Source organism: Xanthomonas sp. MLO165, assembly GCF_018831305.1.
In the GTDB taxonomy this organism is placed as follows: domain Bacteria; phylum Pseudomonadota; class Gammaproteobacteria; order Xanthomonadales; family Xanthomonadaceae; genus Xanthomonas; species Xanthomonas arboricola.
Genome location: NZ_CP029263.1, coordinates 1,524,263 through 1,550,388, shown reverse-complemented (window position 1 = coordinate 1,550,388; position 26,126 = coordinate 1,524,263). Strand labels below are relative to the sequence as shown.

Annotated in this window: 25 protein-coding genes, 1 other RNA gene and 1 pseudogene; 16 read left to right on the top strand and 11 right to left on the bottom strand. The window is 67.4% G+C overall.

All coding sequences use genetic code 11. The annotated features are described in order from the left end of the window. Positions 1-48 precede the first annotated feature (48 nt). Genes DGN21_RS06710 through DGN21_RS06680 form a run of 7 tightly spaced genes read left to right on the top strand, consistent with a single transcriptional unit; the run spans position 49 to position 6,900 of the window. Entirely contained in the window at positions 49-1,047 is a 999-nt protein-coding gene (locus DGN21_RS06710) for a fatty acid desaturase (protein WP_024940527.1), read from the top strand. Then, positions 1,044-2,294, top strand: a complete 1,251-nt coding sequence (locus DGN21_RS06705) for an FAD-dependent oxidoreductase (protein ID WP_184551579.1) — start codon at positions 1,044-1,046, stop codon at positions 2,292-2,294. The genes DGN21_RS06710 and DGN21_RS06705 overlap by 4 nt, the downstream gene beginning before the upstream one ends. Further along, the gene (locus DGN21_RS06700; protein ID WP_184551578.1) at positions 2,294-3,199 is read left to right on the top strand and encodes a DUF1365 domain-containing protein; all 906 of its coding nucleotides are present in this window, start codon (positions 2,294-2,296) and stop codon (positions 3,197-3,199) included. Before DGN21_RS06705 ends, DGN21_RS06700 begins: the two co-directional genes overlap by 1 nt. Next, positions 3,196-4,491: a cyclopropane-fatty-acyl-phospholipid synthase family protein gene (locus DGN21_RS06695; RefSeq protein ID WP_039514269.1), complete on the top strand. Its 1,296-nt coding sequence runs from the start codon at positions 3,196-3,198 to the stop codon at positions 4,489-4,491. Before DGN21_RS06700 ends, DGN21_RS06695 begins: the two co-directional genes overlap by 4 nt. Further along, positions 4,488-5,033, top strand: coding sequence for a DUF2878 domain-containing protein (locus tag DGN21_RS06690; RefSeq protein ID WP_065049683.1), 546 nt, complete (start codon positions 4,488-4,490; stop codon positions 5,031-5,033). Before DGN21_RS06695 ends, DGN21_RS06690 begins: the two co-directional genes overlap by 4 nt. After that, positions 5,030-5,812 carry a DUF1295 domain-containing protein gene (locus DGN21_RS06685; protein ID WP_024940522.1) on the top strand — a complete coding sequence of 261 codons (783 nt, stop codon included), beginning with the start codon at positions 5,030-5,032 and terminating at the stop codon, positions 5,810-5,812. Before DGN21_RS06690 ends, DGN21_RS06685 begins: the two co-directional genes overlap by 4 nt. A gap of 17 nt (positions 5,813-5,829) precedes the next feature. After that, on the top strand, positions 5,830-6,900 hold the full coding sequence (locus DGN21_RS06680; RefSeq protein ID WP_039511565.1) for a cyclopropane-fatty-acyl-phospholipid synthase family protein: 1,071 nt from the start codon (positions 5,830-5,832) through the stop codon (positions 6,898-6,900). A 228-nt stretch (positions 6,901-7,128) separates the two neighbouring features. Here DGN21_RS06680 and DGN21_RS06675 read toward each other — a convergent pair whose 3' ends face one another. Both DGN21_RS06675 and DGN21_RS06670 read right to left on the bottom strand, forming a co-directional pair. Next, positions 7,129-7,476: a RidA family protein gene (locus DGN21_RS06675; protein WP_016903508.1), complete on the bottom strand. Its 348-nt coding sequence runs from the start codon at positions 7,474-7,476 to the stop codon at positions 7,129-7,131. An 11-nt stretch (positions 7,477-7,487) separates the two neighbouring features. Beyond that, on the bottom strand, positions 7,488-8,195 hold the full coding sequence (locus tag DGN21_RS06670) for a DUF998 domain-containing protein (protein WP_184551577.1): 708 nt from the start codon (positions 8,193-8,195) through the stop codon (positions 7,488-7,490). A 261-nt stretch (positions 8,196-8,456) separates the two neighbouring features. On the opposite strand from DGN21_RS06670, the gene mprF reads away from it, so the two are divergent. Beyond that, positions 8,457-11,021, top strand: a complete 2,565-nt coding sequence (gene mprF, locus DGN21_RS06665) for a bifunctional lysylphosphatidylglycerol flippase/synthetase MprF (RefSeq protein ID WP_104627628.1) — start codon at positions 8,457-8,459, stop codon at positions 11,019-11,021. Positions 11,022-11,558: 537 nt separating this feature from the next. Here mprF and DGN21_RS06660 read toward each other — a convergent pair. The 7 genes from DGN21_RS06660 to DGN21_RS06630 all read right to left on the bottom strand — a co-directional run bounded on the left by DGN21_RS06660 (position 11,559) and on the right by DGN21_RS06630 (position 16,981). Further along, complete coding sequence (locus DGN21_RS06660; protein WP_039511551.1) at positions 11,559-12,932, bottom strand: AcvB/VirJ family lysyl-phosphatidylglycerol hydrolase; 1,374 nt, start codon at positions 12,930-12,932, stop codon at positions 11,559-11,561. A gap of 69 nt (positions 12,933-13,001) precedes the next feature. Then, on the bottom strand, positions 13,002-13,184 hold the full coding sequence (locus tag DGN21_RS06655; protein WP_024937992.1) for an oxidoreductase-like domain-containing protein: 183 nt from the start codon (positions 13,182-13,184) through the stop codon (positions 13,002-13,004). Between the two features lie 62 nt (positions 13,185-13,246). Further along, positions 13,247-13,855: a hypothetical protein gene (locus DGN21_RS06650; protein WP_024937993.1), complete on the bottom strand. Its 609-nt coding sequence runs from the start codon at positions 13,853-13,855 to the stop codon at positions 13,247-13,249. 35 nt (positions 13,856-13,890) lie between these two features. After that, positions 13,891-14,493 (bottom strand): 2'-5' RNA ligase family protein, encoded by a 603-nt coding sequence (locus tag DGN21_RS06645; protein ID WP_104552946.1) that lies wholly within the window; start codon positions 14,491-14,493, stop codon positions 13,891-13,893. A gap of 256 nt (positions 14,494-14,749) precedes the next feature. After that, complete coding sequence (locus DGN21_RS06640) at positions 14,750-15,205, bottom strand: PA2169 family four-helix-bundle protein (RefSeq protein ID WP_215825160.1); 456 nt, start codon at positions 15,203-15,205, stop codon at positions 14,750-14,752. A gap of 225 nt (positions 15,206-15,430) precedes the next feature. Next, positions 15,431-15,730, bottom strand: coding sequence for a hypothetical protein (locus tag DGN21_RS06635; RefSeq protein ID WP_184380521.1), 300 nt, complete (start codon positions 15,728-15,730; stop codon positions 15,431-15,433). 42 nt (positions 15,731-15,772) lie between these two features. Continuing rightward, positions 15,773-16,981, bottom strand: coding sequence for an MFS transporter (locus tag DGN21_RS06630; RefSeq protein ID WP_184516676.1), 1,209 nt, complete (start codon positions 16,979-16,981; stop codon positions 15,773-15,775). Between the two features lie 246 nt (positions 16,982-17,227). Between DGN21_RS06630 and DGN21_RS06625 the strand changes: the two genes are divergently transcribed. From DGN21_RS06625 to DGN21_RS06610, 4 genes are all read left to right on the top strand, one after another. Further along, on the top strand, positions 17,228-18,322 hold the full coding sequence (locus DGN21_RS06625; RefSeq protein ID WP_184551575.1) for an alkene reductase: 1,095 nt from the start codon (positions 17,228-17,230) through the stop codon (positions 18,320-18,322). A 61-nt stretch (positions 18,323-18,383) separates the two neighbouring features. Continuing rightward, a non-coding RNA gene (locus DGN21_RS06620) (sX9 sRNA) lies at positions 18,384-18,459 on the top strand. Between the two features lie 378 nt (positions 18,460-18,837). After that, on the top strand, positions 18,838-19,893 hold the full coding sequence (locus DGN21_RS06615; RefSeq protein ID WP_184576837.1) for a L,D-transpeptidase: 1,056 nt from the start codon (positions 18,838-18,840) through the stop codon (positions 19,891-19,893). A gap of 224 nt (positions 19,894-20,117) precedes the next feature. Then, the gene (locus tag DGN21_RS06610; RefSeq protein WP_184576840.1) at positions 20,118-20,915 is read left to right on the top strand and encodes a hypothetical protein; all 798 of its coding nucleotides are present in this window, start codon (positions 20,118-20,120) and stop codon (positions 20,913-20,915) included. Positions 20,916-21,034: 119 nt separating this feature from the next. Here DGN21_RS06610 and DGN21_RS06605 read toward each other — a convergent pair whose 3' ends face one another. After that, positions 21,035-21,370 (bottom strand): zinc ribbon domain-containing protein YjdM, encoded by a 336-nt coding sequence (locus DGN21_RS06605; RefSeq protein WP_039520205.1) that lies wholly within the window; start codon positions 21,368-21,370, stop codon positions 21,035-21,037. Between the two features lie 205 nt (positions 21,371-21,575). Between DGN21_RS06605 and DGN21_RS06600 the strand changes: the two are divergent. The 4 genes and pseudogenes from DGN21_RS06600 to DGN21_RS06585 all read left to right on the top strand — a co-directional run. Beyond that, positions 21,576-22,520: pseudogene (locus tag DGN21_RS06600) on the top strand (cation diffusion facilitator family transporter); the annotation flags it as partial. Positions 22,521-22,801: 281 nt separating this feature from the next. Continuing rightward, a complete protein-coding gene (locus DGN21_RS06595; RefSeq protein WP_039511537.1) occupies positions 22,802-23,275 on the top strand; it encodes a peptidylprolyl isomerase in 474 nt (157 codons plus the stop codon). A 124-nt stretch (positions 23,276-23,399) separates the two neighbouring features. Next, complete coding sequence (locus DGN21_RS06590) at positions 23,400-24,776, top strand: Hsp70 family protein (protein WP_065032048.1); 1,377 nt, start codon at positions 23,400-23,402, stop codon at positions 24,774-24,776. Between the two features lie 189 nt (positions 24,777-24,965). Continuing rightward, positions 24,966-25,151, top strand: coding sequence for a hypothetical protein (locus tag DGN21_RS06585; protein WP_010366034.1), 186 nt, complete (start codon positions 24,966-24,968; stop codon positions 25,149-25,151). Between the two features lie 86 nt (positions 25,152-25,237). Here the strand turns inward: DGN21_RS06585 and DGN21_RS06580 are convergent, their stop codons facing one another. Continuing rightward, complete coding sequence (locus DGN21_RS06580; RefSeq protein WP_126965729.1) at positions 25,238-26,122, bottom strand: DUF4097 family beta strand repeat-containing protein; 885 nt, start codon at positions 26,120-26,122, stop codon at positions 25,238-25,240. Positions 26,123-26,126: the final 4 nt, after the last annotated feature.

Here is a 26,126-nt window from a genome sequence, read left to right as displayed (position 1 = left end):
TGCCGGCGGCGTCCGTAAAGGGTCACGACTACACACGGAGAACCACGCGTGCCGAGTACTGGCTTTGACCCACATGCCGCGCCGCCGCAGCCTGCCGACACCCGCCGTCGCGGGTGGCTCGCAGCACGCACCGGCAGCCTGCGTCGTTGGGTGGATTCGCAAACCGACGAGCCGCTGGACGAAGCACGCGCAGACCGCATCGACTGGCTGCGCGCCCTGCCCTTCATCGCGCTGCACCTGGCCTGCCTGGCGGTGTTCTGGGTCGGTGCGTCCTGGTTCGCGGTCGGCATGGCGGTGGCCTTGTACGCGCTACGCATGTTCGCGCTGACCGGGTTCTATCACCGTTATTTCTCGCACCGCGCGTTCAAGACCTCGCGCGTGCTGCAGTTCCTGTTCGCGGCCATCGGCGCCACCTGCGTGCAGCGCGGGCCGCTGTGGTGGGCCGCGCATCATCGCAACCATCACCGCCATACCGACACCGGCCGCGATCCGCATTCGCCGGCGCAGCACGGCTTCTGGTGGAGCCACACCGGCTGGTTCCTGACCCCGCGCAACTTCCGCACCGATTGGGAGGTCATCCCCGACCTGCGTCGCTTTGCCGAGCTGCGCTTTTTGGACCGCTTCGACATCGTGATGCCGGTGCTGCTGGCGATCGGGCTGTACCTGCTCGGCGACTGGCTGGCGGTTGCCGCGCCCGCGTTGAAGACCAACGGTGCGCAGCTGCTGGTGTGGGGCTTTGTGATCTCCACCGTGGCCTTGTTCCATGCCACCTTCACCATCAATTCGCTGGCGCACCGCTTCGGCAGCCGGCGCTTCGACACCCGCGACGACAGCCGCAACAACTGGCTGCTGGCACTGCTCACCTTCGGCGAAGGCTGGCACAACAACCACCACTTCTTTCCCGGCTCGGCGCGCCAGGGCCTGCGCTGGTGGGAGTACGACGTCACCTGGTACGGGCTCACCGCGATGTCGTGGGTGGGCCTGGTGTGGGACCTCAAGCCGATGCCGAAATCGCTCACCCAGCGTGCCGAGCGGGTGAGCCGATGAGCGAGGGCAGGATTGCCGTGGTCGGCAGCGGGATCGCCGGCCTGGGCGCAGCGTGGCTGTTGTCGCGCCGCTACGAGGTCACCTTGTTCGAGGCCGCCGATTATCTGGGCGGGCATACGCATACCCACGACATCCAGCTGGACGGCCAGCGCTATGCGGTGGACAGCGGCTTCATCGTGTTCAACCCGCAGCACTATCCGCTGCTCACGCGCATGTTCGCCGAGCTGGACGTGGCCGCGCAGCCGACCACGATGAGCTTCTCGGTGCACGATGCGCGCAGCGGGCTCGAATACAACGCCGGCAGCCTGGGCGGGCTGTTCTGCCAGCGCAGCAACCTGCTCAGCCCGCGCTTCTGGGGCATGCTGGCCGACCTGCGCCGCTTCTACCGGCAGGCACCGGCGGTGCTGCACAGCGAGGAGCGCTTCAGCACGCTGGGCGCGTATCTGCAGCGGAATGGGTACTCGGACGCGTTTCGCGACCAGCATCTGGTGCCGATGGCCTCGGCGTTGTGGTCATCGCCCTCGCAACGCATCCTCGAATTCCCGATGGGCCAGCTGATCGGCTTCATGGCCAATCACCACATGCTGCAGCTCAGCGGGCGTCCGCAATGGCAGGTGGTGCGCTGCGGCTCCAACAGCTACGTGCGTGCGCTGCGTCGGCGCTGGCAGGTGCTCGAGCGCCTGTCCACGCCGGTGCATGCGATCCGGCGCGCGCCCAACGGTGTGGTGCTCAGCTCCCTGCGTGGCGAGGAGCACTTCGACAACGTGGTGCTGGCCTGCCATGCCGACGATGCCCTGGCCTTGCTCAGCGATGCCACAGCGGCCGAGCAGCAGATCCTGGGCGGCATCACCTACCAGGACAACGACACCGTCCTGCACACCGACGCCAGCGTGCTGCCGCGCGACCGCCGCGCCTGGGCAGCGTGGAATGCGCATGTGCCGGCCGACCCGCAGGCGCCGTGCACGGTCAGTTACTGGATGAACGCGCTGCAGTCGATCAAAGCGCCGCAGCCGTTCATCGTCAGTCTCAATCGCGACCACGACATCGCCCCGGACAAGGTGCTGCGGCGCATGCGCTACCGCCACCCGGTGCAGAACGCCGCCGCGCTCGCCGCGCAGACGCGCAAGGCCGAGATCCAGGGCCTGCAGCACACCTGGTTTGCCGGCGCGGCATGGGGCTTCGGCTTCCATGAGGACGGCCTGCGCAGCGGCGTGGACGTGGCCCGTGGCCTGGGAGTGGACTGGTGATGCAGCTGCTGCGCGAAGCCAGCCCCGATGCGGTACCGCTGCCTCCGGGCGAGGACAGCGGTGCCGGCAGCGTGGCCGGCACACTGCGCAGCGCGATCTACACTGGCTGGGTGCGGCACCGTCGGTTCGCGCCCAGGGCGCTGGCGTTCCGCTACCGGCTGTTCCTGATGTACCTGGATCTGTCCGAGCTCGATGCGGTGTTTGCGCGGCGTTGGCTGTGGTCGGTGGGACGCGCCAACCTGGCGCAGTTCCGGCGCAGCGATTATCTCGGCGACCCACAGGTTCCGCTGGACCAGGCCGTGCGCGATTGCGTGCAGACCCAGACCGGCGAGCGCCCCGATGGCGCGATCCGTCTGCTCACGCATCTGCGCTACTTCGGCCATGTGTTCAATCCGGTCAGCTTCTACTACTGCTTCGATCGCCACGGTGGCCTGCGCTGGATCGTTGCAGAAATCACCAATACGCCCTGGCAGCAGCGCCACACCTACGTGCTGCCAGTCGCGCAGGCGCGCACGCATCGCGACGTGCATGCCTGGCGCTTCGACAAGCGCTTTCACGTCTCGCCGTTCATGGGCATGCAGCATCAGTACGACTGGCGTTTCAGCGTGCCGGATGCGCAATTGCGCGTGCATATGCAGGTGCTGGATGCACCCGGCGGCGATACGCCGGCCACTCATCCTGACGCCGATGGCGCGGGCAGCGAGCGCGGCACGCGCCGCTTCGATGCCACCTTGGTTCTGCAACGCCAGCCGCTCAACGCACGCACCCTGGCGCGCACGCTGCTGGCCTACCCCTTGATGACCGTGCAGGTGGTGCTGGCCATCCACTGGCAGGCCCTGCGCCTGTGGCTGCGCGGCAACCCCGTCCACGATCACCCTCATCCGCCTGTGCGAGAACCCCGATGAACGCCACGTCCCTGCCCGACACCGCTGCGCCGCGCGCGGCCTCCTGGACGGACCGCCTGTTGCGCAAGCGCCTGCTGGCCACGCTCGGCGAGCTGCGCGATGGACAGCTGCAGCTGCACGAAGCCGATGGCGTCACCACCCTCGGCAACGCCAGTGGTGCGGATGCGCTGCAGATGCAGTTGCGCGTCATCGACCCCGGCTTCTATCGCCAGGCCGCGCTCAACGGCAGCGTCGGTGCCGGCGAGTCGTACATGGACGGGCAATGGCAGTGCGATGATCTGGTCGCGTTGATGCGCCTGCTGCTGCGCAATCGCGAGCGCCTGGATGCGATGGAGACCGGTACCGCGCGACTGGGCGGCTGGGCGATGCGCAGCCTGCATGCATTCGCACGCAATACCCGCAGCGGCAGCCGGCGCAACATCGCCGCGCACTACGATCTGGGCAACCCGTTGTTCCGCCTGTTCCTGGACGAGAACCTGATGTATTCCTCGGCGATCTTCGTCGAGGGCGAAGAAGCCCAGGGCGAGGCCGCACTGGAGCGCGCAGCCACACGCAAGCTCGAACGCATCTGCCAGAAGCTGCGGCTCGGCCCGCAACACCATGTGGTGGAAATCGGCACCGGCTGGGGCGGCTTTGCGCTGCACGCCGCACGCGAGCATGGCTGCCGCGTCACCACCACCACCATCTCGCGCGAGCAGTTCGAGCTGGCGACCCAGCGCATCGCCGCGGCCGGCCTGAGCGACCGGGTCAGCGTGTTGCTGCGCGACTACCGCGATCTGGACGGGCGCTACGACCGGGTGGTGTCGATCGAGATGATCGAGGCGATCGGCCATCAGTATCTGGACACCTACTTCGCCAAGGTCGGCAGCCTGCTGGCCGACGATGGCGAGGCGCTGATCCAGGCCATCACCATCGAAGACCATCGCTATGCGCAGGCGTTGCGCTCGGTGGACTTCATCAAGCGGCACATCTTCCCCGGCAGCTTCATTCCGTCGGTGGCGGCGATGACCGGCGCGATCGCACGCGCCAGCGACCTGCGCCTGTTCAACCTGGAAGACATCGGGCCGAGCTATGCGTTGACGCTGCGCGCCTGGCGGCAGCGCTTCATGGCGCAGCTGCCACAGGTGCGCGCGCTCGGCTATGACGAGCGCTTCATCCGCATGTGGGAGTTCTATCTGGCCTATTGCGAAGCCGGCTTCCTGGAGCGCTCGATCGGCGATGTACATCTATGGCTGAGCAAGCCGGGCGCACGCCCGCCGCAGTTCGTGCCCGGCCTTCCCGTTGACGCATGAAGCAGCTCGGCAACTATCTGGGCCTGCAGGTGCTGTGGCTGGTGGCCGTCAGCGCGGCCGCGCAGGCGCGTGTCTGGCCCACCCTGCTGGTGCTGGCGCTGTTCGCGCTGTATCAGCTATGGCCGTCGCGGCGTGCGCCGGGCGATCTGCAATTGCTGGTCGCCGCGCTGTCGCTGGGCTTGCTGCTGGACACCACGCTGGCCGCCGCAGGCTGGGTGCGTTATGCCGCGCCGTGGCCGGGCACCTCGCTGGCGCCGGCCTGGATCCTGGCGTTGTGGCTGGGCTTTGCGCTCACGCTCAATCATTCGCTGGCGTCGGTGATGCAGCGGCCGTGGCTGGCGGTGCTGCTGGGCGCGATCTTCGGGCCGTTTTCGTACTGGTTGGCGCAACGCAGCTGGCAGGCGGTGCAATTCCAGCCGCCGCAGCTGCATGCGGCGGTCGCGGTCGGCATCGGCTGGGGCGTGGCCTGCGGTCTGTTGTCGCTGTATGCACGCCGCCTCGCGCGACCATCGCCTGAACACCTGAGGGGAGAACTGCAATGAATGCCTGGCCGCTGCTGCATGTGGGCGTGTTTGCGAGCGTGGTGATGGTGATCGGCTGGCTGTGGCAACGCCGCAGCGGCAATGCCGGCCCGGTCGACGTGCTGTGGGCCGCGTGCCTGGCGGTGGCGGCGCCGTATTGCGCGTGGATGTCCGATGGCGCGCTGCTGCCGCGCGTGCTGGTCGGCGTGCTCGGCGGTGTCTGGGGCGCGCGCCTGGCGTTGCATCTGGGCGTGCGCGTGTTCGGCGACCCGCACGAAGATGGCCGTTATCGCGCCCTGCGCGAGCACTGGAACGGCGACCAACGCAAATTCCTGGGCTTCTTCCTGGCGCAGGCGGTGGTCGTGGTGCTGTTCTGTGTGCCGTTTCTGGCCGCTGCCAGCAACCCGACTCCGGCCTGGAGCGTATGGAGCACGCTGGCGATTGCGGTGTGGTTGATCGCGGTCGGTGGCGAAGCCCTGGCCGACCGGCAACTGTCTGCGCACAAGGCCAACCCGGCCAATCGCGGCGTCACCTGCCGCAGCGGATTGTGGCGGTATTCGCGCCATCCCAATTACTTCTTCGAGTTCGTGCACTGGTTCGCCTATCTGGCGCTGGCCGTCGGTGCCGGGCCGTGGCCGCTTGCCCTGGCTGCGCTGGGGCCGGTGGTGATGTTCGTATTCCTGTATCGCTTTACCGGCATTCCCTACACCGAGCAGCAGGCGCTGCGCTCGCGTGGTGAGGACTACGCGCAATACCAGCGCAGCACCAGCGCGTTTTTCCCACTTCCCCCTTCGTCCTGAGTCGCCTGGAGAGTCGTATGTCCACTGTCACCATCCCGCCCTCCTCGCTGCCCGAAGAATCCTTCGCCACCCGGCTGGCCGAATCCGGCGTGCTCCCCGACGCCGCACTGCGTTACGGCATCCGCCGGCTGTGTGCGCAACGTCTGCGCGATGAGCGTACCGGCGGTGCCGACGCCAGCGGCGAACGCCAACGCGCCTTCATCGACAGCCTGCGTGCCAGCGCCATCGCGATCGAAACCGATGCCGCCAATCGCCAGCACTACGAATTGCCGCCGCAGTTCTTCACCCTGTGCCTGGGCCGCCGGCTCAAGTACAGCAGCTGCTACTGGGACGCCACCACGCCGGATCTGGATGCGGCCGAAGAACGCATGCTGGCGCTGTACGGCGAGCGCGCCGAACTGGCCGATGGCCAACGCATCCTGGAGCTGGGCTGCGGTTGGGGCTCGCTGACCTTGTGGATGGCCGAGCGCTATCCCGGCGCCACCATCACCGCGGTGTCCAACTCGCGTCCGCAGCGCGCGCACATCCTGGAGCAGTGCCGGGTGCGCGGATTGAGCAACGTGCAGGTCATCACCGCCGACGTCAACGCGCTGGCGCTGCCGCCGGGCAACTTCGACCGCGTGGTGTCGGTGGAGATGTTCGAACACATGCGCAACTACCGCGAGCTGCTGGCGCGCGTCGGCAGCTGGCTGGCGCCAGGTGGCAAGCTGTTCGTGCATATCTTCTGCCACCGCGACCTGGCCTACCCGTTCGAAGTGGCCGGCGAAGACAACTGGATGGGACGGCATTTCTTCACCGGCGGGCTGATGCCGGCGGCCGATACCCTGCTGCATTTCCAGCAGGACGTGGTCATCGAACAGCGCTGGGTGCTATCGGGCGAGCATTACGAAAAAACCGCCAACGCCTGGCTGGAAAACCAGGACCGCCACCGCGAGCAGATCATGCCGCTACTGCGGCAGACCTATGGCGACGATGCGCAGCGCTGGTGGCAGCGCTGGCGGATGTTCTGGCTGGCCTGCGCCGAGCTGTTCGGTTACGACCAGGGCCGCGAATGGGGCGTGGCGCATTACCGCTTCGTCAAACGCTGATTACGCACGCGCGCGCATCGAAACGACGAGGCGGCCCGCGTGAGTGAAGCGCGACATGTCGGCGTTCCACTCATGGGGTGCGCCGACAAGCGCGCTGGCGGTCCTGCCAAGCAAACGTGTGAGCGGTTCTTCGCCGCTGTCGTCCACCAACGCTGCGCTGCATGTCCGAGCGCATGCGCGCAGATGACGCGACGTCGGCGCGCGATCGAGCCGCGCGCCGCGCTGCGATCAGCTCGCTGCAGCGGTGATCACGATTTCCACCTTCCATTCCGGCCGCGCCAGTCTGGCTTCGACCGTGGCCCGCGCCGGGGTGAAGCCGTGCGGCACCCATTCGTCCCAGGCCTTGTTCATGCCGTCGAAATCGGCGATGTCGGCCAGGAAGATTTCCGCACGCAGGATCTTGGTCTTGTCGCTGGCCGCCTGCGCGAGCAGCTTGTCGATTTCGCCCAGCACCTGGCGGGTCTGCCCGGTGATGTCTTGGCTGGTGTCTTCGGCAATCTGGCCTGCCAGGTAGCACACGCCGCCATGGACGGTCATTTCCGACATCCGCGGACCCGCATCGAATCGCTGCAGCATTTTCAGACTTCCTACGGTTGATTGACCCGGGCATTGTCCCGCGAATGCGGCAAACGTGCAGCCCCGGCGCGCACGTGCTGCGCCAACCACGCCCCCACCCGCACCATCCAGGCCACGATCAACACGATGGCGCTCTTCTGGCTGATGCCCAACGGCGCGCCGGTGACCGTGACGTGGAACAGCAACACCGCAAATGCGCACAGCCCCAGGCCGAACGCGGCGGCGAAGTGGCGTTGCCACATCCGGTCGCGGCGGAAGTACCAGGACTGCAGCAATACCGCCGCGATCACGCACAGAAACGTCATGTCGGCCGAGAGCAGGTGCACCGGCACGGCCGCGTCGGGCGCGAGCTCCGGCATCCAGCTATCGCCGATCGACACCATGCACAGGCCCACCGCCGCCGCCCAGAACAGCCCCACCACGGCGCGGCTGCGCGCGGGCGGTGCAAGTGCCGCATGCAGGCCCAGCGCCATCCACGCCATCGCCGCAGCCAGCACGCAATAGGCCGTGCGCAGCAGCAGGCCGTAGGCACCGTGCAGATACGCGCTCAGCTGTGCGTCGATCCAGTCCAGATCGCCGCGCAGCGATTGCAGCAGCAGGATCAAGGCGATGAAGGCCAGGCCCATGCAGGCGGCGACTGCGCCGGCCTGCCCGGCCCAGCGTGGCGGGCAGGCCGGCCCGGGTGGCATCACAGTGCCGCTGTTGTGTTGATCTTCCATCAGCAGCCTGTCTGTGTTGCAACGGTCATCGTGTCCATGTCGGTCTCGTGCGGCACGCGGGCGCGGCGATGCCCTATGATGCGCGCGGCCGTCCTGAGCCGACACCTGTCGGCGCGACCGAACCCTGCGTTCACCTCATTCGGCATCCGTGCGATCACCCTGCATGTACCTTGACACCGACCGTCCCATGCAGAGCAACCGCCCGCGCGGCACGCACCGTGCATGTGCCCTTCTTCCCCTTCAGCAGATCCCGTTTCCCTCATGACGGATACCTCCGTGTCTTCCCAAGCGCCGGCCAGCGGGTGGCGCCGCGCCTTGCCGGTGATCATCAGCCTGGCAATCCTGGCAATGGCGCTGCACGCGCTGTCGGGGCAATTCACCGACCATGGCTATCGGCAGATCCGCCAGGCCTTCCGCGCCCTGGGTGCCGGCCAGATCGCGCTCACCCTGTTGCTGGGCTTGAGCAGCTACGCCTGCCTGGTGGGCTTTGACTGGGTCGGGCTCAAGCGCACCGGCAAGCGGCTGCATCCGGCGCGCGTGGGCATCACCGCCTTCATGGCGCATGCGGTGGGGCAGACGCTGGGCTTTGCCGCACTGACCGGCGGCGCGGTCCGCCTGCGCGGCTATGGCAGCGTCGGGCTGACCCTGGCCGAGATCGGCCAGGTGGTGCTGATGAGCACGCTGGGCTTCGTCTTCGGCGCCTGGGTGTTGCTTGGCCTGGCGCTGCTGCTGGAACCGGAAGCGGCTGCACGTGCCTTGCCGATCACCGCAGAAGGCATCCGCATCGCCGGCATCGCCTTGCTGGTCGGCTACGTCGCGATGCTGGGGCTGGTCGGCAGACAGGGCCGCGAATTCGGGATCCGCAGTCATCGCTTCTGGCTGCCCGACCGCACCACGGTCCTGGGCGTGACCGCGCTGAGCGTGGTCGAGCTGGGCCTGGCCGCCGCTGCGTTCTACGTGCTGCTGCCGCCGGACCCGGGCACCGGCTACTTCGGGTTTATCGGCATCTGGCTGGTGGCGGTGGTCGCCGGGCTGATCTCCACGGTGCCGGCCGGCCTGGGCGTGTTCGAGTGGAGCCTGCTCAAGCTGCTGCCGCATGTCACCCCCGCCGCGGTGCTGGCCGCCGCGCTGGCCTACCGGGTCACCTACTACATCGTGCCGCTGCTGATCTCGGTGGCGATGGCGGCAGCCTCCGGCCTGGGCGCACCGGTGCGTGCCAGCGCCAGCACCGCACGCACGGTATGGAAGGCCTTGCGCCCGTGGTTGCCGCAGATCCTGGCGTTGGCGGTGTTTGCGGTGGGCGCCGCGCTGGTCATCGACGGCACCTTGCCCACTCCGCGCGCGCGCCAGGAAGTGGCGCCGCTGCCGCTGATCGAAACCTCGCACCTGCTGGTCAGCCTGGGCGGCATGGTGCTGCTGCTGATCGGCCAGGGCCTGCAACGCCGCAGCCATGCGGCCTGGGTGCTGGCGCTGGGCGTGTGCATCCTGCTGCCGCCGCTGTCGCTGTTGCGCGGCAGCCATATCTCGGTGTCGTTGTCGGCGGCACTGGCCGCAGTGGCGCTTTGGGCGGCACGCCGCGAGTTTTACCGCCAGGGCGCGCTGCTGGACGAAGCCTGGTCGTGGCGCTGGCTGAGCAACCTCGGCCTGGTGCTGGTGGCCACGTTCTGGCTGCTGTTCTTCGTCTACAGCCACGTCGAATACAGCAACGACCTGTGGTGGGAATTCGCCACCTCGGCCAATGCACCGCGTGCGCTGCGCGCGGCGCTGATCCTGTGCGTGGGCGTGATCGTGTTCGGCATGGCGCGCCTGCTGCGTGGCGGCCGACGCCCGATGCCGTCCGCCGATGCGCAGACCCTGCAGACGCTGGCGCCGATCCTGGCCATCAGCACCGACACCCAAGCCTGCCTGGCGCTGACCGGCGACAAGGCCTTCCTGCTCGACGAGCAGGGCCGCGGTTTTGTGATGATGCAGCGTTACGGTGGCTCGCTGATCTCGATGGGCGACCCGGTCGGCCCGCCGGAGGTCGCGCGCGCCCTGATCTGGCGCTTCCGCGAGGAGGCCGACCATATGGGCCTGCGCCCGGTGTTCTACCAGGTCGGCGAAAAATACTGGCAGACCTACCTCGACATGGGCCTGACCCTGGTCAAACTGGGCGAAGAGGCGATCGTGCCGCTGGAAGGCTTCACCCTGGAAGGCCGCGACCGCGCCGATCTGCGCCAGGCCTGGAACCGCGGCAAGCGCGGCGGCCTGAGCTTCCGCATGCTGCAGCCCGAACAGGTGGACGCGGTACTGCCGCGCCTGTCCGAAGTGTCCGAACAATGGCTGGAAGAAAAGTCCGGCGAAGAAAAAGGCTTCTCGCTGGGCAGCTTCGATGCGGACTACCTGCGCCGCTTCCCGGTGGCAGTGGCCGAGGCGGAAGGCGAAATCGTGGCCTTCGCCAATGTGTGGTGGGCGCCGGCCGGCGGCGAGTTGTCGGTGGACCTGATGCGGCACAGCGCACAGGCACCCAAGGGCACGATGGATTTCCTGTTCATCGAGTTGTTCCTGTGGGGGCAAGCCAACGGCTATACGCGCTTCTCGCTGGGCATGGCGCCGTTGTCGGGCCTGGCCGAGCATCGCCTGGCCGGCCGCTGGAATCGCTTCGCAAGCCTGGTCGCACGTCACGGCGAGCGCTTCTATGGCTTCAGCGGCCTGCGCCGCTTCAAGTCGAAGTTCGCCCCGACCTGGCGCCCGCGCTATCTGGTCGCGCCCGGTGGCATGCATCTGCCGGCGGCGCTGCTGGATGTCACCCGATTGATCTCGGCGGATCCGGGCCGGCAGGAGTAAGGCCGCTCGATACCTGCGGTTTTACGCGCGCGAGTGCTTCAGGCTGCTGAGTGCGCTCGCACGCGTGCTTGAATGCATTGCTTGCCGATCAGCAGTGGCAATGCTGGGAGCGCGGTGCCGCGTCCGGGGGCGGGACCGTGTGGCGACATGGATGTCGCCACCGAGCCTGCAGGGATGGATTCACGGCGTGTCCCGACACTGGATGCGGCGCCGCGCCGCCGACCGACTCCGTACACCGATCGATCTTGCGCACGGCATTTGGGGGTTCCACGCGAATGCTTCGGTCTGCTGCGGGCGCTTGCACGCGTACCGGTGTGGGACACGCCGCAAGTACGTCCGTGTAGGCTCTGGCGCGGCATCCATGCCGCTCAAGGTCCCACACCGGCACCCGCGCAAGCACCACCAGTTGGTGTCGGTTGCGGAAAGAAATGCCGGGGCCTGCCTGGCTGCAGGGGCCGAACCGAACGGCTACGACCGGGTTGTTGACCTGTGTCGGCCTGGAGTCGGGCCGGGACAGGTCAGACATGCCGCGCTCGCTTACGGCTTCGACAGCGCGTGCAGCTGCTCCATGATCACCTTGGCCAGGGTCGCGTAATCGCCCTTGAAGTGGTGATCACCCGGCAGCGCGACCCGCTTGGCGGCCTGTGCCGGCAGGCTCGGGCAGAGCGCGTCCTGGTCGTCCTGGCCGTAGATGCACACGGTGGTGCCGGCGGGCAGACGCTGCACTTCCGGCGCGATCGGCAGGCCTTCGTCGTCCGAGCCCAGCCAGTTGCTGACGTGGAATTCGTAATCGGCCAGCTTGCCCACCGACAACAGCGCGGTCATGCGCAGGTTCTGCTTGGTCTGCGCCGGCAGCTTGTTGATCGCGGCCGGCAACACGTCCGCGCCCTGCGAGAAGCCGATCAGCACCACCCGCTGACGTTGCCAGCGCTGCGCATAGAAACGCGCGATGCGATCCAGATCGGTGGCAAAGCCCTGCGGTGTGCGCTCGGTCCAGAAGTAACGCAGCGAATCCAGGCCGACCACCGGAATGCCCTGCGCGGCCAACGCATCGGCCACCTCTTCGTCCAGACCCGCCCAGCCACCGTCGCCGGAGACGAAGATCACGAAGGTGTCGTCGTCGCTGTCGCCATCGGGCTTGGCCGGCAGCTCCACCACCGGCAGGTCTTCCAGCCCGCCCGGCGGTGGAGGCAGCGCCACGCCCTTCTGCTCGCCCAGCGAACGTGCCGCCGCGCGCAGGCCCGGCAGGATGTCGCCCTGCGCCGAACGCGTGAACGTGCGCGCCTGCGGCACCTGCTTGAGGAAGCCGTCTTCGGCCGCGGCCGGGCAACGCTTGTCCTGGCTGCCGGCAAGCACCCAGGGAATCTGCAACGGCACCGGCAGCAGGGTGTTGCTGCCCGGGCGCACGCCCGGCTGGCAGATCGCCTGATCGGACACCGTCGCCGGGCAGAGCCCGTCGGTCAGCACGCCGGCCAGCACATGCGGCTTGGCTTGCGCCGCGATCGCATAGGCCAGCGCAGCCCCCTCGCCGTCGCCGACCAGCAGCGGCAGGCGGTAGGTGGGGATGTGGTAGAAGGCCTGCACGTAGCGCGAGAAATTTTCCACATCGCCGACCGAGAACGCGCAGGTACCGCCGGCCTTGCGCAGCACCGCGTAAAGATGCGCGGTATCGACCATCGCCACCATCGCGCCATCGGCGCGCAGGCTTTCCGCCTGGGTCTGGCGCTTGACGTTGTTGCCGGTGCCGGTCAGCCAGATCACCACGCGCTGCGGCTCGCCCTTGGGCATCAGCACCGGCACCTGCTCGAAGCGGCCGTGGCTCACTGGCTGCGTGGTCTGCGCAGCCGCCATGCCCGATAGCGTCAACACCGCCGCGCCGCAGAGCGCGCTCCACATCTCAAGTCGTCGCATGTCGCACCATCGGGAAAAGTGGTTCAAAGATAATCGCTCCAGGCGGCCACGCGAAGCGCGGCGCTTCGCTTATCGCGCATGTGCTCGCTGGCGATCTTCCCAGGCGGCCAAGGCCTGCCGGTAGCGCGCCAGGTCGTCCGCGTACAGATCGTGCACGCACAGCGGGCAACCGCTTTCGCAGCACTCGTTGGGCGCAGGCGGCTCGGGCGGCTGCGGGCGTGGATCGTGATCGGAAGCTGCGCGGTCGTGCATGCGCGCATTGTAGCGTGCGCCGTGGCTGCGCCTGGATGAACCACGGCGCGCAGCGTGCCAGGTCAGCGCCCCAGTCGCCGGCGCAGATTGGCCCGCGCCGCAGCGTCGCAGCGCGCATGGAAGTAGTCGCTCAGGAAGATGCGCGGACGCTCGAGCAGGCCGGCCAGAAAGCGCCTGCGGTTGAGCCGAAACAGCAGGCTGGGGACATGCCCACGGTATTCGGCGGCAATGCCCTCGTCATACGCATCGAACACCGCTGCCGGTGCGGCCAGGATCGCCATGTCGCAGTCCAGGAACAACGCCGCTTCGGCGTCCACATCCGCCGGCTGCAGTTGTCCATGGCGTGCGGTGAGCAGAATCAGGCGCTGCACGCGCTGCAGGTCCACCGATGCCTGCGGCCACCAGCGCGGGATGCAGTCCACCGCCCAGTTGGCGGATTCCGCCTCGTTGTCGCTGCGCCCGGGCTGGTACACCGCATCGTGAAACAGCACCGCCAGCCAGACCTCGACCGGCTGCTGCCAACCCGGCCCGGCGGCGACCTCGGCGTAGTGCTGCAGCAGCGCGCGCACATGGCCGAAGTGGTGATAGGCGCGCGGTGGCGTGGCATAGGCCTGTTCGAGCGCGGCCAGGTGCTCGGGCTGCAATGGCAGTGGTGTGGTGGTGGCATCCATGCACGCAGGCTACCGCGTACGCATCTGCCTGCACATCAGCGCAGCGCCCACTGCCCTTCGATCTGGTAACGCGACTGGCCCAGGAAGCTGCGCACCAGCGCGAACTCGCGCACCGTCCACGCCAGCGCATCGCAGCGCCGTTGCGGCAACGACTGGTTGCAATACAGCAGCGTCATATGCGGCGTGTACTGCGCGTCGCCGGCAATGCCCGCATGCGCCAGCTGCCGGCCCAGCGCGCCCTGCAGTTCGTACAGCCCGCGCACCTTGTCTTCGCCACGCAGCACGCATGGCAGCTGCGAGCGCCGGCCGCCGAAGGTGCCGACCCGATCGAACTCCACTTCGAACGCGTCCAACACCACGCGCTCGGCTGCCTGACTGGCGCGGCTCACCAGCGAAGGCGGCAAGCCGCCAGCGTAATCGCCCAGATGATGCAGGGTCACATGCAAGCGCTCGCGCGCCAGCGGCTTGCCATCGACATGACCATTGTGCAGCAGCCCATCGGCGATCGCCGCAGCGCGTTGACCGGTGGCCGCATCGGCCATCACCGCAAAGAACAGGCGCTCGGTGGTCTTCTCCTCACCGAGGCCGAGCGACAACTGCGCCTCGGCCGAGGACAGGTACAGGAACTGCTGTTGCATGGGCTGATTCCACGACCGCGTACGCGGACCTGCCGGGAAGAAGGGCGGCGGATACTAGCAGACCAGATGCATGCGTGACACGCATTCAATGCCAATGCAAAAACGTGGAACGCGTGCAATGCGTGGAACAACAACCGCGCAGCATTGACCACTCGCGACACAAAAAGAAACGGGCAGCTTGCGCTGCCCGTTTCCGCCTTTATCGGTTCACTCCGCAAGCTGCATCACCTGGATGCGCCTGGGTCACGTACGCAGCTTACGCGGCGTTCTTCATCGCATGCTTGCGGTTACGCATCACGTCGTGACATGCGCGCACTTCCGGCAGCAGACGCAGTGCGGCGTCGCGTGCGGCAGCCGGGGTGTCTTGGTCGGCGATGGTTTCGTCGAACGCCTTCAGCAGACGGTCTTCGGACTCTTCCAGTTCGGCAACGTAGCCGTACTTGGTATCGCCCAGCGTAGCGCGCACCTTACCGTAGAACTGCTGCATGCTGCCGACCATGGTGCCGTTGGTTTCCGGCTTGCCGCCGACCGATGCAACCACACTGCTCAGATTGCTGACGATGTCGGACTTCACACCGGCGATGCGGCGGAACAGCGTTGCAAGTTCCGCATCGCCCACCTTGGCAGCCGCTTCTTCGTAGAAGTCCTTGCCGTCACGGGAAATGGCGATGAGGTCGTTGAGGCTATGCTCGGTCTTGCTCTGAATGCTCATGTGTCGCTCCTGGTTGCGATGGGCCAGCGCTGCGCGGTTGGTGGATGCGTCTGCGCTGGCTTTCGGGGATGAGGCAATCGATGTGCTGATTGCATGCCTTGGCGTTGTGTACGGCCTTAGATTGGCGGGACACACATAATCGACATGTGAGTGATGTGGTGATTGTCCTCACGCGATCATGCAGGCAATGAATGGCGATTCATCGATGCCAAGAGCAGGTCAAACCTACCTTGGCTGCCGGCTCGCCCACATATTGTCGACCAGGTTGGGATAGGGGCGACCGGCCTCCTCTGCGCGCTGCTTGGCAGCGGCTTTTTGGCTTGCGGTCAGCGGCGTGGAGGCGGAGTTACCCTTGGGCTTGCCGCGCTTCCAGGGCGGTGGCGTGTGTTCGGTCATGGCGCTGTACGGTCCGCTTGCAGTGAAGCGTGCAGTCTCGACGTGCGCTCGTGAGTTGGCCGTGGATATGGCCTTGCGTCCTGCACTGACCAACGTGGCAACCAGCACGCCTTCTGCCAACTCTGCCACTCATCACTCCAACTGCAGCAGGCAGTGCAGGCCGGCAGCGCCTCAGCAGCTCGCCAGCGACGCGCGCTGGCGGCGCTCCTGCCAGACCGCCAGCGCATACACCAGCAAGCCGCCCAGCGCAGTGGCCGCGCCCACGTAGCCGGTCGAGGTCCAGCCCCACCCGGCGGTGATCGCCATACCGCCCAGCCACGGGCCCAGCGCATTGGCGGTATTGAATGCGGCATGGTTGGACGCCGCTGCCAGGGTCTGCGCCTCCGCGGCCACATCCATCAGGCGCGTCTGCAGCGCAGGTGCCAGTGCGCCCATGGTGCCGACCGCCACGATGGACACAAACACCCACAGGCCCGGCTGCGCAGCCAACGGAAAGGTCAGCATCACCACCACCGACCACACCAGCAATACCGGCACCGCGCGGAACTGCATGCGGTCGAACAGCCAGCCGCCCAGGATGCTGCCGAGCACGCCGCCGACCCCGAACGCCACCATCGCCAGCGGGATCCGCGCCGGCTCCACGCCGGTCACCGCGGTCAGGGTGGGCGCCAGATAACTGAAGACGCAGAACATGCCGGAAAAGCCCACCGCGCCGATCGCCAGGGCCAGCCATACCTGCGGCTGATTGAACGCGCGCAGCTCACGCAACGGCTGTTGCCGCGGCTCGTCCGGCGCAGGCGGCAGGCGCGCCGCCACTGCCGCAACCGTGCACAGCGCAAGCACCGACACCGCCGCGTAGGCCCACCGCCAACTCACGATCTGACCCAGCCAGGTCGCCAACGGATTGCCGACCAGCAAGGCAATGCTCAGGCCCAACAACACCCGGCCCACCGCAGTGGCACGTTGGTTGGGCGGGCTGATCGACGCGGCCACCAGTGAAGCGACGCCGAAGTACGCGCCATGCGGCAAACCAGCGATGAAACGGCACAGCAACATCGTGTGATAGCTCGGCGCCAACGCGCTGGCGAGATTGCCCAGCGCGTAGAACACCATCAGCAACAGCAACAAGGTGCGCCGCGGCCAGCGCGCGCCAATGATCGCCAGCAACGGCGCACCGACCACCACACCCAGCGCATAGGCGCTGATCACGTGGCCGACCTGCGGCTCGCTGATCTGCAGGCCCTGCGCGATCTGGGTCATCAGGCCCATGGTGGAGAATTCGCTGATGCCGATCGCAAAGCCGCCCATCGCCAACGCAAACAGGATCAGCACGTAATCGCGCCGTGATACGCGCGGCGTCGAAAGATCGGTATCGGACATGCCCGACTCCAGGATGACGGGGCAGCGTATTATTGTGCAACGCAGCAATCAACGGAAGCGCGGCGCCTGCTGCGATTCAGCGCCAGGCCCCGGCACATCACGGTCTGGCCGCTCTCGATGCGCCAGGAGACGCTGTGTCCTATCGCTATCGCTCGAATCGGCGCTGCTCCGCCACCATCGCTAGGGGGCACTCGCGATCGGCGCGGTGTCGCGCCTGGCGCGTGATCCACACCCAATTGGTTGCTGATGTCCAAATCCACCGAGTCCCCGTTGTTTTCCGCCGTGCGCCTGGGCGCACTGGATCTTGCCAACCGCGTGATCATGGCGCCGCTGACGCGCAATCGCGCCGTCGCCGGGCAGGTGCCCTCGCCGCTCGCCGCCGAGTACTACGGCCAACGCGCCAGTGCCGGCCTGATCGTGGCCGAAGGCACGCAGATCAGCCCGCTGGGTCAGGGCTACCTGGATACGCCCGGCATCCATACCGCCGAGCAGGTCCAGGGCTGGCGTGCGGTCACCGATGAAGTGCATCGCCGTGGCGGCAAGATCGTGCTGCAGCTGTGGCATGTGGGCCGCGTCTCGCACACCAGCGTGCTGCCGCCGGGCGAATCGCCGGTGGCGCCCAGCGCCATCCGCGCCGAAGGCAAGACCTACACCAAGGACGGCTTCCAGGACGTCTCCGAGCCGCGCGCGCTGGCGCTGGACGAAATCCCCGCCCTGATCGAGGACTACCGCATCGCCGCGCGCAACGCCATCGATGCCGGCTTCGACGGCGTGGAAGTGCATGCGGCCAACGGCTACCTGCTCGATCAGTTCCTGCGTGACGGCTCCAACCAGCGCACCGACGCGTACGGCGGCGACATCGAAAATCGCACCCGCCTGCTGACCGAAGTGGTGCAGGCGATCGCCGACGAGATCGGTGCCGAGCGCACCGGTGTGCGGCTGTCGCCGGTCACGCCGGTGTACGGCATGCATGACTCCGATCCGCAGCCGCTGTTCGAACGTGCGGTGGAGCGTCTCAACCTGATCGGCGGGCTGGCCTTCGTGCACGTGATCGAAGGCGCAACCGGCGGTGCGCGTGACAACGTCGCCTTCGACTATGCCGCGCTGCGCGCAAAGTTCGACGGCGCCTGGATCGCCAACAACAGCTACGACAAGGCGCTGTCCGACCACGCCATCAACAGCGGTTACGCCGATGCGATCGCCTTCGGCCGGCCGTTCATCGCCAACCCGGATCTGGTGCGTCGCCTGCACGAGAACGCCCCGCTGGCCGAGCTCGACCAGGCCACCCTGTACGGCGGCGGTGCCAAGGGCTACACCGACTACCCCGCCCTGCCGAACTGAGCGCGGCTGCAAAACGCCTGCGCTCACCGCCAGGCGGGCGCGACCGATGTCCGGAATCGGGATGTACCACGCGTACATTCCGGTTCCTGCGCGCCGTCCGCACCCACCTGACGCCTGCCAGCTCCGTTTTGTCAGCCGCACCAGGTCGGGCCGACACAGCGGCTGCGCTCGGCATCAAGCGAGCGCAGCTGCCGTATCGGATCGGCCGGCCCGCACGCGCACGTTGGACCTAAGCACGTCGCCGGCCTGGCGTCTCGTGCAAGCGCGATACGCATCCCTTGCCCGATCGCCGTCGCAATGCGGCGGCCCTCCTGCATCTACCAAGACAATCGTTGAACCGGCGCGCAAGGCCAGGCGCTTGTGCGTGTGTTGCGCCTTGGGCTCGGCAAATACGCAAATGCATACACAGCACGTCCCTCGCAATGCCGGGAGCTTCGCAACGTAGCCATCCCGGTAGCAACCACATGACGCGTACACCCTGCCCCGCTAGGATCGTGCCGACACTGCTCTCTGGAATGCCGATGCGGCCCCTGCTCACTGCCATTGTTTTTTGCACGCTGCTGATCTGCGGGCCAGCGCTTGCGGTGCCGTTCTGGGGCGCGCGCCAGTCCAGCCCTGCCGAAACGGCGCCGGCCGACCTCAAGCCGGGCGAATGGATCTGGGGCGGCGTCAGCAAGGGCTGGGGGCCGATGGCGGTGATCGTCAGCCTCACCGAGCAACGCGCGTATGCGTATCGCAACGGCATCCTGATCGGCGTGTCCACCATCAGCTCCGGCAAGCCCGGGCACGAGACACCGACCGGTGTGTTCACCATCCTGCAGAAGGACAAGGACCACCGCTCCAACCTCTACAACGCCGCGCCCATGCCGTATCAGCAACGCCTGACCTGGGACGGCGTGGCTCTGCATGCTGGCGGCCTGCCCGGTTATCCGGAATCGCATGGCTGCGTGCATCTGCCGTCGGAATTCGCGCGGCTGCTGTTCGACAATTCCAACATGGGCATGGTGGTGGTGGTCGCGCAAGCCGGTGTGGATGCGGACGCGGTGGTGCATCCCCGCGCGCTCAGCCCGATCGACCCGACCACCGGTGCGCAGCGGGCATTGCTGCCGCTGCCCAACGGCCAGAGCTTTGCATGGCAGCCGGCGCTGGCACCCACCGGCCCGATCTCGATGCTGGTCAGCAGCAGCGATCAGCAACTGGTGGTGTATCGCAACGGCGTGGAAATCGGACGCGCGCAAGTGGCATTGCGCGCGCAGACCGGCGCCGCGCCGCTGGGCACGCAGGCGTTCATCGTCGGCCAGGGCTTCCTGCCTGGCGAAGTGCCCGGCTTGCCCGGTCAACGCATGCCCAACTGGATGCGCATCGGCATCCCGGGCAGCAGCGCCGCGGCAGGACAGCCGCTGGATGCCGACACCATCGCGCGGCTGCAGGTGCCGCCGGCATTCCTGGCCGGCCTGCTGCCGCTGCTGACACCTGGTGTGGTGCTGGTGGCCACCGACCAACGCATCCTTCCCGAAACCACCGGCGGCAAGCTGCAGGTGCTGGATTCGGATCCGCCCGAGGCGCCCTGAGCGCAGGCTGCGCTGCGTTATTGCGGCAGCAAAGTGAAAGACGCGCGTGAGGTTGCGCGCGCACATGCGTGCAGCCCGGCATCGGCATGCACTCGTATGCGCTGGCGGTGCCGAGCGCTGGCGGCCCGCCCAGTGTTGTTGAGCCCCGCGACCCGACGCGCGTTGCTGCGATTGTCAGCGCGACCTGCTTGGCAGATGATGCGGACATCCCCTCATTGCCAAGGATGTGCGTGATGCGTTTACTCACTGCGGTTCTGCTCGGCAGCACGCTATTCGGTTACGCGTCCTCCACCGCAGCGGCCGAGCCGCTGCGCCCTGCCGCACCGAACGCCGAGTGCCTGGATGCGCGCAAGGTGACGGAGCTGCATCAAGCCGATCCGCGCACGCTGGCAGTGGCCGAACAAGGCGGACGGCTGTTCCGCATCAGCCTGGCGCAGGACTGCCCGCAACTGGCCGCACAAGCCGATGCGAGCCTGCTGGCGGCGCACGGCTGGGTCTGCAACGGTGCGCCGGCATACGTGCGCTCGGGCCAGCAGCACTGCGCGGTCAGCCAGATCGCCACGTTGAATGCGCGCGAATACGCAAGTGCGGCACGGCAACGCGACAGCGGCATCCCGACCCTGGACGGGGTCAGCGTGCGCGAAGCGCGCCGGCGCAATTTCGCCGGTTCGTCCAGCTACTGCTTCAATCCCAGCATGCTGCGCTCGTGGTCGGAGGACGGCCAGGGCCTGGTGGTGGAAGTCTCTCCACGTCACCCCGGCACGCATCGCCACTACCGCGTCGAACTGATGGACAGCTGCCGCGAACTCAGTGGCGCGCCGCCGATCCGCTTCGTCTCCGGCATGGGCCTGAATGCGATCTGCGGCAATCCCGGCGACAAGGTCGATGTGCTCGACGAAATGGCACTTGCCGGCGCGGCTGCCGGATCCGGCCAGCAGGGCGACCTGAGCACCACGCGTGGCAGCCTGGCCGCGCGGATGCGCCAGAGTTGCACGGTGGCGGCGGTGTATCCGCGCGATTGAGCACGCCGCAACGCAGGAGCGCGCTTGCTTGCGATGAGGCGGTATCGATACCGCTTCATCGCGCGCAAGCGCGCTCCTCTACACATGCTGCAGGCTGTGCTGCTGCCTCCGCAACAGCCTCAGGCCTTGCGCAGGAAACAGGTCTTCAGCACCAGGCCCTTGATCTTTTCCGAATTGCCTTCGATGTGCTCGGCATCGTCCTCGACCAGGCGGATGTTGCGGATCAGCGTGCCCTGCTTGAGCGGAATCGACGAGCCCTTGACCTTCAGGTCCTTGATCACGGTCACCGTGTCGCCGGCCTGCAGCAGGTTGCCGTTGCTGTCGCGCACCACCGTCGCAGTCGCGGCGGACTCGCCCGCGCTCCACTCGAAGCCGCAGTCTGCGCAAATCAGCAACGCGCCATCGGCATAGGTATTGTCCAGGCCACATTGCGGGCAGGCGGGAACGGAAGACATGCGATTCCTAGGTTCAAAACGGGCGTGGATTGTAGCGCCCCGGCCGCGCGATCACGTCTCCGGCACGGCGCCAGCGCGATAGTGCAGCGCTTGTCGAATGCCCTGCAGGTCGCACGTGCCCAACCCATCGCTTCCCCAAGCCCCCGGCGCTGCGCCAGGATCCACCGCGCCTACGGCTGGCGAACCGGGCGCGGCAAAGAAAACCGGCTCGCATCTGGTCGTCTATGTCGCGCTGGCCGGCAACCTTGCCATCGCGATCGCAAAATTCATCGCCGCAGGCATTTCGGGCAGCTCGGCGATGCTCAGCGAAGGCGTGCACTCGCTGGTGGACACCGTCAACGAAGTGTTGCTGCTGTACGGCTTGCGCCGCGCCGCGCAGGCCCCCTCGCCGACCCATCCGTTCGGCTACGGGCGTGAGCTGTACTTCTGGAGTTTCATCGTCGCGCTATTGGTATTCGCGATGGGCGCAGGCGTGTCGCTGTACGAGGGCATCGTGCATCTGCGCAATCCCGAGCCGGCCAAGAGCCATCTGCTCGCCTACATCGTGCTCGGTGTGTCGATCGTGTTCGAAGGCATTTCCTGGGTGGTGGCGCTGCGCGAATTCCGCGCCAAGAAGGGCCGCATGGGCTATTTCCAGGCATTCCGGCAGAGCAAGGACCCCAGCACGTTCACCGTGCTGCTCGAAGACAGCGCCGCCTTGATCGGCCTGTTCATGGCGGTGCTGGGCCTGGCCGGCGCACAGCTGCTGGACATGCCCGAACTCGATGGCATCGCCTCGATCGGCATCGCCTGCGTGCTGGCCTTTACCGCCTTCCTGTTGGCGCGCGAAACCAAGGGCCTGCTGATCGGCGAACCCGCGCATGCGCACGTCACCGAATCGCTACTGCGCATTGCCGCCAGCGATCCGGATGTGCGCGCCGCCAACGGCGTACTGACCATGCAGATGGGCCCGAACCAGGTGGTCGCCGCGTTGAGCGCCGAGTTCGAAGACAGCCGCACCACGCCACAGATCGAAGCCTGCGTCGGGCGCATCGAAGCGGCCGCCAAGCGTCAGCATCCCGAGCTCACCGCGCTGTTCATCAAGCCGCAGACGCCGGAAACCTGGCACGCGCGCCGCGCCCAGATCGAACGTGGAGCAGAGAAGGATTAGTGCACGGCAGGCCGTGGAATGCGTGCATCGCCACGCGGCCAAACGCCGCACGTGACGCGCATCGATCGGCTCATCTTCGCACCGACGCACCGACGCATCGCGTAGGAAGCAGTTGCATCGCAGCGGTGACATCGTCACCACCAAGCTGATCCTCGCCCTAACCGCAGCCCCGGCTGCGGTTGCATCATCCGGGTCGATTGCCTACGGTAGGCGGGCACCACCTCTTGGCGTCGTGAGTCAGCCGACGCATCCCACTCGATCACAAGTCATGGAGGTTTCCGATGGAAATCAGCCAGGGTCGCGTTGCGACCATTCATTACACCCTTTCCGACGACAGCGGCCAGGTCCTGGACCGTTCGACGCCGGACGCGCCATTGAGCTACCTGCACGGTGCCGGCAACATCGTGCCCGGCCTGGAACAGGCGCTGGACGGCAAGCGCGTCGGCGAGACACTCACTGCCGATGTCGTGCCCGAGCAAGGCTATGGCCCGCGCCATGAGCAGTTGATCCAGCAGGTACCGCGTGAGGCATTCCCGACCGATGTCGAGGTCGTGCCGGGTGTGCAGTTCGAGGCGCGCACCCAGCAGGGCCCGGTGCTGGTCACCGTCACCGAGGTGGGCCCGGAGCAGGTCACCGTCGACGGCAACCATCCGCTGGCCGGGCAGACCCTGCATTTCGCGGTCGAAGTCATCGAGGTGCGCGAAGCCACCACCGAAGAACTAAACGAAGGCCAGGTCGCCAGCGTCGCGGCCTGATCGGGTGTGCCGCGTGCCTGTGGGCATGCGGCAGTTCGGCTGCTGCGACGTCCGAACGCAGCGCGACGGGCGTCGCCGGCAGCAGAAGTAGTAAAGTGCGCGGCCCGCTCACAGGCCCGCTTGCATGAAACTCGGCATCGACTTCGGTACCAGCAACTCCGCCGCCGCGGCGATCGTCGATGGTCAGGTGGTCCCGGTGCGCTTCGGCGAGGCCCTGCAGTTCCGCACCACGGTGTATTTCCCCGAGACCATGCGCGACCCGGACGATTTCAGCCTGACCCCGGCGCTGGAATACGAGGTCGAACGGCTGATCGACTCCGGCCGTCGCGATGCCGCCGCGGCAGGCCGCACGTCCAGCAACGACAGCCTGCGCCGCGACGCGATCCGCATCGTGCGCCGCCAGTGGATGGAAGAGCAGGTGCGCGAGCCGCGCAGCTCCGCCGCCCTGCTGCAGAACGCGGTCTATGGCGACGAAGCGCTGGATGCGTATTTCCTGGAAGGCGAAGGCAGCCTGGTGCAGAGCCCCAAATCGATGTTGGGCTACAACCTGCATCCGCGTGCGCGCCAGACCATCACCGGCATCGCCACGCACGTGCTGGAACACATCCGGCTCACCGCCTCGCGCCAGTTCGACATCAATATCCGCAGCGCCACGCTGGGCCGCCCGGTGCAGTTCCGCAGTTCCATCGGCGAGGCCGGCAACGCGCAGGCGCTGGACATTCTGCAGACCGCCGCCATCGCGGCCGGCTTCGACAGCGTGGATTTCCTCGAAGAACCCGCAGCGGCCGCGATGCATTACCACGTCAGCCACGACAGCCGTCACGACACCGTGGTGGTGGACATCGGCGGCGGCACCACCGACATCGCCCATGCCAGCGTCGGCGGCAGCGCCGCGCCGCAGGTGCACCGCGCCTGGGGCATCGCGCGCGGCGGTACCGATATCGATCTGGCGCTGAGTCTGGCCGCCTACATGCCGCTGTTCGGCCGCGGCATCACCCGCGTGCCCACCCACCATTACGTGGAAGCGGCGATGGTGCAGGACATGACCCGCCAGCGCGAATTCCGCCTGCACAAGTACCAGGACGTCCCTGCCCCGTTCGACAAGCGCCTGCAGGCGCTGCAGGACACCGGCAACACCGCGCGCCTGTACCGCGGCGTGGAAGCCTGCAAGATCGCGCTCAGCGAGCGCGACCGGCACCAGGCCGGGCTGGACTTCATCGAACGCGGGCTGGAGGTGGAGGTGCAGGCCAGCGCGCTGGTTGCGTCCGCTTCCAGCTACCTGGGCGAACTGGAAGGCTTGCTTGCGCAGGTCCGTGCCGACCTGGATGCGCCGCCGGCCACGCTGTTCCTGACCGGCGGCATGTCGCGTGCCGGCTATATCCGCGACACGGTGGCTGCCGCGTTCCCGCAATCGCGCCTGGTGCAGGGCGATCCGTCCTTCGGCGTGGTGCAGGGTCTGGCCTGGGCGGCGGCCCGCCAGGCCCGTCCGTCGGACGGTTAAGGCAACGCGGGCGCCCATCCGTTACAATGCACGGTTGCTGCATACCGCTTAGCCGGCTTGTCAGCAAGGCACGCTTGCCGTGCCGCCGCGATTGCGCACCGAACGCGACCGCACCTCTCGACACCGCTTCCGCGCGCGCCACCCTAGCCGCACGCGGTGTCATCGCACTTCCCCGCTACAGGAGGCCACATGGCACGTCCCGCGACCAAGCAGAAATCCCAGCCCAGCATCGCTCGCAGCGAAGGCAAGTCGCAGCCGCTCAGTCGTGAGCGCATCGCTGCCGACATCGCCGCGTTCCGCAAGACCGGCGGCCGGATCGAAGTGCTCACCACCAACTTCGGCCCTGCGCGTAACGATGGCGACAAGATCGCCTAAGCGTCACCCCCCGCAAGCCGAAGCGTTGTACCGACGTGCCACCGCAAGGTGGCACGTTCGTTTCCGGCCACAGTTGGCGCAGCCGCTCAGTTGCCGTAATCGATGCGCACCGAGCCGGAATGCGACTCGAGTTTGATGTCGCCATTGCCGGCCCCCAGCCGGGTTCTCAGGCTCTTGCCCGGGCCGTACTCCGGCCGCTCCACCTGCCCGGCCACCGAACGGATGTCGCCGCTGAACACCTCCACCTGCAGCGCTGCCGACACGTTGCGCGGCACACCCAGGCTGATCGTGCCACTGACGCTCTCCGCAGCGATGCTGCCGCCCGGCGCCAGACCGGCCACCGTCAGCGCCGTTGCGCCGGACACGCTCTCGGCGCGCAGCTGCGACACCTGCCCCGCGCCGACCCGGATCTGGCCGGAAACGGACTCGACCGACACTACGCCGCTGGCGCCGGCCGGCGCATCGATCTGCCCGCTGACCGTGCCAAGGCTCAGCCGTGCGCTGGCCACCGTGCTGCGCAGAGCGCCGCTGACGGTTTCCAGTTGCGCTTCCCTGGCGCGTCCGGCTGCGACCACGTTGCCGCTGACCGACTTGAGCTGCAACCGCGCCAGATCGACCTGATCGACATCCACCGAGGCACTCACCGCCTCCACCTCCAGCAGCACCGCGCGCGGAACCCGCAGCTCCAGTTGGGCCCCCCTGCTGTTGCGGTTGTTACGCGGGTAGATCACCTCGAACTGCAGCCGGTCCGGGCTTTCATCCACCTCCAGGCGCTGCCCTTCGCCCAGGGTGCCGGTCAGCGCCACGTCGTCGCGGTCCCAGCCGCGCACGCGGATCTGCCCGGCGATGTTGTCCAGCTCCACGCGCCCGCCGCGCGTCAGCGGATGGCTCTGCTTCACGGTGGTCTGCGCTGCCGCCGGCAGTGCGCAAAACGCAAGCAGCAACAACACGGATAGATGGGCGTAACGCATGGGC